The organism is Streptomyces spiralis, assembly GCF_014654675.1.
GTDB classification, from domain to species: domain Bacteria; phylum Actinomycetota; class Actinomycetes; order Streptomycetales; family Streptomycetaceae; genus Streptomyces; species Streptomyces spiralis.
In genome coordinates this window covers 1-7212 of the sequence record NZ_BNBC01000102.1, presented here as the reverse complement: position 1 = coordinate 7212, position 7212 = coordinate 1, and the positions used below count along the sequence as shown (strand labels likewise).

The following is a 7212-nucleotide window of genomic DNA, read 5'->3' as shown; positions in this document are numbered from 1 at the left end:
GGCACCGGCACCGGGGCGTTCAAGGTGCAGTACAAGAACAACGACACCGCCCCCGGTGACAACCAGATCAAGCCCGGCCTCCAGGTCGTCAACACCGGCACCGCCCCGCTGGACCTGTCCAAGGTCACCTTGCGCTACTACTTCACCGGCGACGGCGGCGCGAACACCTACAGCGCATGGTGCGACTACGCCCAGCTCGGCTGCGCGAACGTCACCCAGAAGGTCGTGGCGATGTCCACCCCGAAGGCGGGCGCCGACCACTACCTGGAGATCGGCTTCACCACCGGCGCGGGCACCCTCGCCGCCGGCAAGTCCACCGGCGACATCCAGAACCGCCTCAACAAGACCGACTGGTCCAACTTCAACGAGAGCGACGACTACAGCCGCGCCACCAACACCGCCTACGCCGACACCACCAAGGTGACCGCGTACGTGAACGGCACGCTCGCCGTCGGCACCGAACCCTGACGGCTCGCCGGCCGGCGGCGTCAGGTGACCCGGGCGCCGCCGGTCGCCTCGGCGACGAGGAGACCGGCCAACTGCCGTGCGACTGCGGTGGGACGGGTCACGTGGACCAGCTCCGTGCGGTGGACGAGGCGGGGCTCCTCGACCGGGACCGCGGTGAGACCGGGCAGCGTGGCGGCCAGGGACAGCGGCAGCGCGGTGAGCCCGAGCCCGGCGGCCGCGAGGGCGGCGAGACCGTACAGGTCGGTGCCGCGATGGCTGACCCGGGGACGGAATCCGTCCGTACGGCACAAGGCGCGCAGCCGGTCGAGGGGGACCGCCGTGTCGGCGGCGTCGATCCACTGGGCCTGCGTCAGATCGGTGAGCCGGACCGTGCGGCGCCCGGCCAGGGGATGGCCGTGGGGGAAGAGGACGGCCAGCGGCTGCTCGGCCGCCACGAGGACGGTCGCGGGGCCGACGTCCGGCAGGGGCAGCGGGTCGCTGGGGGCGGCGACGCCGTCGACGAGGCCGAGGCCGGCGCGACCGGTCAGGACGTCCTCGATCACCGGCTCCCGGCCCAGGACCCGTACCTCCAGGAACAAGGAGGGGGCGGCGGCGCGCAGCTCGGTGAGGGCCTGCGCGACGGCGGGCGTGAGGGCGGCGGGCGAGCAGGCCAGGGCCAGCCGCTCGGTACGGCTCTGCCGCAGGCGGCCGAGGTCGGCGCGGGCGGCGTCCAGCCGCAGCAGCAGGGCGGGGGCGTGCTCCATCAGCCGCTCCCCGGCCGGTGTCGGGGCGACGGGCCGGCGTTCGACGAGCCGGGTGCCGAGGTCCGCCTCGAGCGCGGCGATGTGCTGGGAGACGGCCGACTGGGTGTAGCCGAGGGCCGCGGCGGCGCGGGAGAAGGACCGGTGGTCGAGGACCGCGACGAAGGTGCGCAGCAGATGCGGATCCATGCGCATCAGTATCGCTTATGCACGATCCGGGAATCATCGTTGGACGTGATGCGGGGTGACCGGCAGGATCGTCGTCATGGATCACACCGCACGCCTTGCCCTGGTCGGGGACCGCTCCGACGCCGTTCGCTCCCACACCCGCGTACCCGGCCTGCTTCAGGCCTTGCGGACGCGGGACGGGCTGGATCTCGACGCCTACTGGGTCGCCACCGAGGACGCCGGTCAGGGCGTGGACGGCTTCGACGCGGTCTGGGTGCTGCCGGGCAGCCCCTACCGCAGTGAGGCCGGGGTCCTGTCCGCGATCCGCGCGGCACGCGAGGGAGGCATCCCCTTCCTGGGCACCTGCGCGGGCTTCCAGCACGTCCTGCTGGAGTTCGCGCGCAACGTCTGCGGACTGGACCGTGCCGCCCACGCCGAGAACGATCCGGCGGCCGCCGAGGAGGACAGCGTGATCGTTCCGCTGGCCTGCTCGCTGGTCGGCCATGAGGGCGTCGTCCGGGTCTCCCCCGGCTCCCGGGCCGCCGGCCTGACCGGAGCCGACCGCACCCAGGCGCGCTACCACTGCGGCTACGCGCCCAACCCCCGGCACCTGGACGTCCTGCGTGCCCATGGCCTGACCTTCACCGGTACCGACGAGTCCGGCGAGGTCCGTATCGCGGAACTGCCCTCCCATCCCTTCTTCCTGGCCACCCTCTTCCAGCCCGAGCTGGACGGCGACGGCACCCGGGCGCACCCGCTGATCACCGGCCTGGCCGAGGCCGCCGTCGCCCACGCCCGCACCCGCACCCACGCCCGCACCCGGTGAGCCGCACCGCGGTTAGCGCAGGCCGGACAGGGAAGCCGGGAAGCGGATGTGGACGACCGCGGCGGCCTCACCAGCGCGGCGGGGCCTGGCAGGCGCGGTCGGGAGGTGAGCAGGCATGACCGGCGCGAAGAAGGACACCGGCAAGGGCCGGCAGACGGCCAGCGACACGGACCAGAAGCACATCGTCGGCGCGCTGCTGAAGCGGTACGGACGCGAGAGCCTCTCGGAGGAGGCCGAGATCCATCTGAAGGAGTCCCCCCACGCCCTGTTCCAGATGTTCCAGCTCGCGGCGCTCACCGATGCCCGGGTGACCCCGGAGACGGCCGTGCGCACCTTCGTCGGAATGCGTGACCGCAAGTGGTCGACGGCCGGACAGGTGCTCCGGGCGGGAGCCGACCGGATCGCCGGGGCGCTCAGGGACGCCGGATACCCGGAGGGCGACGTCAGGCGGATCAGCACGGCCATGACGGACGCGGCGCTGCACCTCCAGGAGGACCACGGAGGCGACCTCGGGGAACTGCGCGAGGACGCCGGGCGCGACCCGGAGCGCGAGCGGGAACTGCTGCGGCACTTCGCCAACGTGGACGACGACGTGGTCGACGCCTTCTGCCGCGAGGCGCAGCTGCTGTGGGGCGAGCTGTGCCCGTTCGTGGACAAGAAGGTGCTCGACGCCGCGGACCGGCTGCACCTCGACCAGGACGCGATGTCCCTGCGCGCGCTGGTGGACGACGACCGCGAGTTCGTCCGGCTGGTCGACGCCCTGGTCCGGGTCAGGCACGACGAGGACGGCTACCACCAGGTACGGGAGCTGGCCCGCGTACGGTGACGAGCCACGAGCGGTGCGCGAGGCCTTGATCCCGCCGCTCGCGGGAGCCCGCCGCGGTTCATGGCCGGCAGGATCGCTCGTTTGAAGGGCCCGGAGCGGATCACCCGGCCCGGCGTGCGGAACTACGTCGAGACTCCCACCCTGCGGATCGCCTACGAAGCCGACGGCCCCGAGGACGGTCGGGCGCTGGTGGCCGTGCACGGCTGGCCGGACGACATCCACTGCTGGGACGGCGTGCTGCCGCGTCTGCACCAGGCGGGTCACCGGGTGTACCGGCCGTACCTGCGCGGCTTCGGGGACACCCGGTTCCAGGAGCCCGGCCGGCTCCGCAGCGGGCAGATCGGCGCGCTCGGCCAGGATCTCCACGACTTCGTCGAGGCCCTGGGCCTGCACGACGTGGTGATCGTCGGGCACGACTGGGGGGCTCGCGCCGGATACGTCGTCGGCGCCCTCTTCCCGGAGCGGATCCGCGCGCTCGTCGCCATCTCGGCGGGACACGCGACCAACCGGCCCGACAGCGGCGTGCCCTATCCGCTGGCCCACGCCTACTGGTACGAGTGGTATGTCGCCACCGCCCGCGGCCGACGGGCACTCGAGCGCGACCGGCGCGGCTTCTCCCGTTACCTGTGGCGCTCCTGGTCACCCGGATGGGACTTCCCCGAAGGCGACTTCGATCAGGCGGCCACCGCGTGGGACAACCCCGACTGGGCGGAGATCAGCGCCCATGCCTATCTGCACCGCTGGGGCGAGGCGCCCGGCGACCCCGCCTACCAGGCCATCGAGGACCGGCTCGCCGATCCCTCCCCCGTCCGCGTCCCGTGCCTGGTGCTGCACGGCGAGCGCGACGGCGACAACCTCCCTGGCACCACCGAGGACAAGGACGACCTGTTCACCGGTCACTACGAACGGGTGCTGATGCCGGGCGTCGGGCACTTCCCGCCCCGGGAGGCACCGCAGGCCACGGCGGAGGCGATCCTGCGTCTGCTGAACCGGTGAAGACGCGAGGCAGGAAAGGGCGGACACGGCACGCATGGAGACACGAGATCTGGTCGTCGTCACCGGCGGCAGCCGCGGCATCGGCGCCGCGGTGTGCCGCGGGCTCGCCGCGCGGGGTCACGCGGTCGCGGTGAACTACGCCGGCAACGCGGAGGCCGCCGACGCGGTCGTGGACGCCGTCGTCGCCGACGGCGGACGGGCCCGGGCCATCGCCGCCGACATCGCCGACGAGCGGCAGGTCGCGGCGCTGTTCGAGCAGGCGGAGGCCGAACTGGGCGCCCTGGCAGGACTGGTCAACAACGCGGGGATCCTCGGTGAGGCCCGTCCTCTGGACGAGCAGGACGCGCACGCCCTGGAGCGGTTGCTCGCGGTGAACGTCCTCGGGCCGCTGCTGTGCTGCCGCGCGGCGGTCCGCCGGCTCTCCACCCGGCACGGCGGGCAGGGCGGAGCCATCGTCAACATCAGTTCGGTCGCCGCCCGGACGGGCGGGATCTACGGCACGGTCGCCTACGCGGCGACGAAGGGTGCCGTGGAGAGCCTCACCCGGGGTCTGGCCAACGAGGTCGCGCGGGAGGGCGTCCGGGTCAACGCCGTGGCACCCGGTCTGATCGCCACCGACATGTCCCCGGCGGACGTGGACCGCCTCGCGGAGAGCGGGGTGCCGATGGGCCGCGTCGGACGGCCCGAGGAGATCGCCGAGGCGGTCGGCTGGCTGATGTCACCGGCCGCCGGCTACGTGACCGGTACCACGATGACGGTCTCCGGCGGCCGGTAGCCGTGCCCGGTCCCACCGGCCGCCGGCTCACCGGGGATCAATCCGCCGGCCAACGGCGCGCGCAGGGTCTCGCGCTCAAGGACGCGGTCCCCGCGCTCGGCCGGTCGGGGACGCGGCGTCCGGCCTGGTCCATGGCGATCGGCGCGTTGTGCGTGTCGGCCTCGGCGGTCCTGCTGGATCTGGCGGGCACCTCTCCCGGCACGGCGTCCTTCTACCGCTGTGTGCTGGCCCTGCCCGCGCTCCTCGTGCTGGCGGCCGCCGAACGCCGCCGGGAGGGCCCGGCGGCTCCTGGGCGGTACAGGCTCGCGCTGGTGGCGGGAGCGCTGTTCGCCGGGGACATGCTGCTGTGGACACAGGCGATCGGAGAGGTGGGCGCCGGGCTCTCGACCGTGCTGGTCAATGTGCAGGTGGTGATGGTGCCGCTGCTGGCGTGGGCGGTGGACCGGGAACCGGTACCCCGCCGCTTCCTGTGGTGGCTTCCGGTGCTGCTGGTGGGGGTGGTGCTGGCCGGCGGCGTGCTGGAGCGGGGCGGGGCGGTCGGCAGCGATCCGCTCTGGGGCACCGTCCACGCGGTCCTGGCGGCGCTGTGCTACTCGGGGTTCCTGTTCCTGCTGCGCCGCGGCGGCCACGCCGGCCAGGTCCGGCAGGTGTACACCGCGGTCATCGTGGCCGCGGCCGCGGTGTCGCTGGTGGCCGGGCTGCTGTGGTACGGATTCGACGCCACGCCCGGCTGGCCGGCCCTGGGCTGGCTGCTGGCGGTGTCGGCCTGCAGCCAGGTCGTCGGGTGGCTGCTGGTCGCCATCGCCTCGCCGAGGCTGGCCAGTCACGTCGGCGCGATCCTGCTGCTGCTCACCCCGGTGGGCGCGGTGGTACTGAGCGCCCTCGTCCTCGGCGAGCATCCGACCCCGCTGCAACTGGCCGGGTGCGCGCTGATCCTGATCAGTGCCTATGTCACCACCGCTCGGGGCACGAGGCGGGACGACGGACCGGACCGGTCGCCCTCGGGGCGCCGTCGGCCGGGACGGTGAGCGGTCCGGCCCGCCTGCCGTGGGGACGACACGGCGGGCGGCCGGGGCCGGTGGCGCGGCGGGGGCGGCTCAGCCGACGGGCGCCGTGCCGAGCCGTTCGTGGACCCAGGTGTGGAAGGCGCCGATGTGGTGCTCGCTGGGGACGAGGACGCCGCCCTTGGCGTAGGCGCGGGAGCCCATCCCCGGCTGGGTGCGCTCGCAGGCGTCGAAGTCCTGGCGGTTGACCCGGTCGAAGAGTTCCACGGACCGGCTGACGTCCTTGCCGCTCTCGACGACGTGCGGGAGGTAGAGCCAGTCGCACTCGACGACGGTGCGGTCGACGGCCACCGGGAACATCCGGTGGAAGATCACGTGGTCGGGGACGAGGTTGATGAACACCTGTGGCTTGACCGTGATCGCGTAGTAGCGGCGGTCCTGCTCCTCGGCGACCGTCGGAATGCGGTCCAGGCCCTCGGAGCCGTCGACGGTGAAGCCCTTGATCTCCTCGCCGAACTCGGCGCCGTGGCCGACGTAGTACTGGGCGGCGTAGCCGTCGGCGAACTCCGGGAGCACCTCGGTGAGTTCCGGGTGGATGGTGGCGCAGTGGTAGCACTCCATGAAGTTCTCGATGATCAGCTTCCAGTTGGCCCTGACGTCGTAGGTGATCCGGCGGCCCACCCGGAGGTCGTCGACGCCGTAGCTCTCGATCACCTGAACGTCGCCCAGACGCTCCACCACGGCGCCGATCACGTCGTCCTCGAAGGACGGCGGGGTGTCGGCGAGGCACACCCACACATAGCCGAGCCACTCGCGGACGTGCACACCGACCAGGCCGTAGGCGACCCGGTCGATGTCCGGCATCGACGTCAGGTTGGGCGCTGCGACCAGCTTGCCGTCCAGTCCGTAGGTCCAGGCGTGGTACGGGCACTGGAAGGCGCGCTTGACCTCGCCGGACTCCTCGGTGCACAGCCTGGCCCCACGGTGCCGGCAGATGTTGAGGAACGCCTTGACCGAGCCGTCCCGGGCGCGGGAGACGAGCACGCTCTCCCGGCCCACCTGGCAGGTGCGGAACTGACCGGGCCTGGCCAGTTCGGAGGCACGCGCCACGCAGAACCACATGGTCTCGAAGATGCGCTCCTGCTCGAGGGCGAAGATCCCGGGGTCGGTGTAGTGCTCGCCGGGCAGCGTGGAGATCAGGCTGGAGGGCAGGTTGGTGATGGTCATCGTGTCACCTTCGAAGGAGGTCAGCCGCGCAGGCGGGACATGGCCGGGTCGAACAGGGGCTCTTCGGTCACCACCGCTTCCACGCGCTGGTCGAAGTAGCCGATATGCACGGTCGTGCCGGGCTCGGCCAGTTCCGTCGGGAGCCAGGCGTAGGCGATGCCCTTGCCGATGGTGTAGCCGTA

Annotated in this window: 9 protein-coding genes; 6 read left to right on the top strand and 3 right to left on the bottom strand. The window is 72.7% G+C overall.

Features of this window, described 5'->3' with window-relative positions:
- A partial coding sequence (locus tag IE318_RS43740; RefSeq protein WP_308438640.1) for a cellulose binding domain-containing protein occupies positions 1 to 468 on the top strand: 468 nt, incomplete at its 5' end.
- Between the two features lie 20 nt (positions 469 to 488).
- Here IE318_RS43740 and IE318_RS43735 read toward each other — a convergent pair.
- Positions 489 to 1397 (bottom strand): LysR family transcriptional regulator, encoded by a 909-nt coding sequence (locus IE318_RS43735; RefSeq protein WP_189908392.1) that lies wholly within the window; start codon positions 1395 to 1397, stop codon positions 489 to 491.
- Positions 1398 to 1473: 76 nt separating this feature from the next.
- Between IE318_RS43735 and IE318_RS43730 the strand changes: the two genes are divergently transcribed.
- The 5 genes from IE318_RS43730 (at position 1474) to IE318_RS46275 (ending at position 5827) form a co-directional block, all read left to right on the top strand.
- Positions 1474 to 2202, top strand: a complete 729-nt coding sequence (locus IE318_RS43730) for a CTP synthase C-terminal region-related (seleno)protein (protein ID WP_189908391.1) — start codon at positions 1474 to 1476, stop codon at positions 2200 to 2202.
- A gap of 115 nt (positions 2203 to 2317) precedes the next feature.
- Positions 2318 to 3028, top strand: a complete 711-nt coding sequence (locus IE318_RS43725) for a hypothetical protein (protein ID WP_189908390.1) — start codon at positions 2318 to 2320, stop codon at positions 3026 to 3028.
- 60 nt (positions 3029 to 3088) lie between these two features.
- Positions 3089 to 4024, top strand: a complete 936-nt coding sequence (locus IE318_RS43720) for an alpha/beta fold hydrolase (RefSeq protein ID WP_189908389.1) — start codon at positions 3089 to 3091, stop codon at positions 4022 to 4024.
- A gap of 34 nt (positions 4025 to 4058) precedes the next feature.
- Positions 4059 to 4799 carry an SDR family oxidoreductase gene (locus IE318_RS43715; protein WP_189908388.1) on the top strand — a complete coding sequence of 247 codons (741 nt, stop codon included), beginning with the start codon at positions 4059 to 4061 and terminating at the stop codon, positions 4797 to 4799.
- 2 nt (positions 4800 to 4801) lie between these two features.
- The gene (locus IE318_RS46275) at positions 4802 to 5827 is read left to right on the top strand and encodes a DMT family transporter (protein ID WP_268256790.1); all 1026 of its coding nucleotides are present in this window, start codon (positions 4802 to 4804) and stop codon (positions 5825 to 5827) included.
- 69 nt (positions 5828 to 5896) lie between these two features.
- Here the strand turns inward: IE318_RS46275 and IE318_RS43705 are convergent, their stop codons facing one another.
- Both IE318_RS43705 and IE318_RS43700 read right to left on the bottom strand, forming a co-directional pair.
- Entirely contained in the window at positions 5897 to 7030 is a 1134-nt protein-coding gene (locus IE318_RS43705) for an aromatic ring-hydroxylating oxygenase subunit alpha (RefSeq protein ID WP_189908387.1), read from the bottom strand.
- A 20-nt stretch (positions 7031 to 7050) separates the two neighbouring features.
- A partial coding sequence (locus IE318_RS43700; protein WP_308438641.1) for a glycine cleavage T C-terminal barrel domain-containing protein occupies positions 7051 to 7212 on the bottom strand: 162 nt, incomplete at its 5' end.

What these genes read in the sequence shown, in the direction of transcription:
- IE318_RS43725 (WP_189908390.1), top strand. Translation starts at nt 2,318, where the DNA reads ATGACCGGCGCGAAGAAGGACACCGGCAAGGGCCGGCAGACGGCCAGC.
- IE318_RS43720 (WP_189908389.1), top strand. Translation starts at nt 3,089, where the DNA reads ATGGCCGGCAGGATCGCTCGTTTGAAGGGCCCGGAGCGGATCACCCGG.
- IE318_RS43705 (WP_189908387.1), bottom strand. Translation starts at nt 7,030, where the DNA reads ATGACCATCACCAACCTGCCCTCCAGCCTGATCTCCACGCTGCCCGGC.
- IE318_RS43730 (WP_189908391.1), top strand. Translation starts at nt 1,474, where the DNA reads ATGGATCACACCGCACGCCTTGCCCTGGTCGGGGACCGCTCCGACGCC.
- IE318_RS43715 (WP_189908388.1), top strand. Translation starts at nt 4,059, where the DNA reads ATGGAGACACGAGATCTGGTCGTCGTCACCGGCGGCAGCCGCGGCATC.
- IE318_RS43735 (WP_189908392.1), bottom strand. Translation starts at nt 1,397, where the DNA reads ATGGATCCGCATCTGCTGCGCACCTTCGTCGCGGTCCTCGACCACCGG.